The organism is Tenebrionibacter intestinalis (assembly GCF_016632365.1).
Classification (GTDB): Bacteria; Pseudomonadota; Gammaproteobacteria; order Enterobacterales; family Enterobacteriaceae; genus Tenebrionibacter; species Tenebrionibacter intestinalis.
This window is the reverse complement of sequence record NZ_JAEPBH010000156.1, coordinates 1-732: the sequence shown is the minus strand read 5'-3', so window position 1 is coordinate 732 and position 732 is coordinate 1. Positions and strand designations below refer to the sequence as shown.

Below are 732 nucleotides of genomic sequence, written 5' to 3'. Positions count from 1 at the left end.
AGGGGATGTGGCTGAAGCGTCAAGGCTGATTAATAAGGCTAGCAGTGAGATATCTGCAAAAACGCCTACTGGCTCAAAAGGCAATCCGCTAAATGTTATTGATGGTCAGAATAAACCGTCAATGATAGAAAATCGTGATTACTCTGGACACTCATTAGATCGTATGCAGAGGCAAGGTATAACACCTACTACGGTGGAAAATGCAATACGTCCAGAAAATGCAATACAAGGTAAACGACCTGGTACAACAGCTTATTATGATAGTAAGAATAATATAACCGTTATTACTGATACCAAAACAGGTACAGTCGTAACAGTTGATTTTGGAAGGATAAAGCAATGATTTTATTATCAGATATGAATATTAGCGAGTATGATAAGAGGCAAATTTCTCTGATGAAAGAAACATTGTCACTTTTTCAATCAGGGGAAGTATCGTTAAAAAAACTGATTGATAATTTGGAAGGTTTATTATTTTGTCTACAGTCTGTAGACATTGAGTGGAAAAATAGTTTTCATGAATATTGGTTCGTATTAGAGCAAATATATGCGGTTGCTTTGTTCAGAAATGAAACTATTTATCCCGATGATCCTGACTTACTTGATGCTTTAAGTCATCTGAATAAACTATTAAGCAAATAACCCTAAAGTCCCGCCCCTGGCAAAGTATCCACTTGAATTACGGATGGCGGTTGTAAAACACTATCTGTTCAGTCAGTAATGGAACAATGG

The 732-nt window shown here is 36.5% G+C and carries 1 protein-coding gene and 1 pseudogene; both read left to right on the top strand.

The features are described 5' to 3' along the window. Positions 1 to 343: pseudogene (locus JJB97_RS18270) on the top strand (hypothetical protein); the annotation flags it as partial. Further along, the gene (locus tag JJB97_RS18265) at positions 340 to 642 is read left to right on the top strand and encodes a hypothetical protein (protein WP_238715508.1); all 303 of its coding nucleotides are present in this window, start codon (positions 340 to 342) and stop codon (positions 640 to 642) included. The pseudogene JJB97_RS18270 and the gene JJB97_RS18265, both read left to right, overlap by 4 nt. Positions 643 to 732 lie beyond the last annotated feature (90 nt).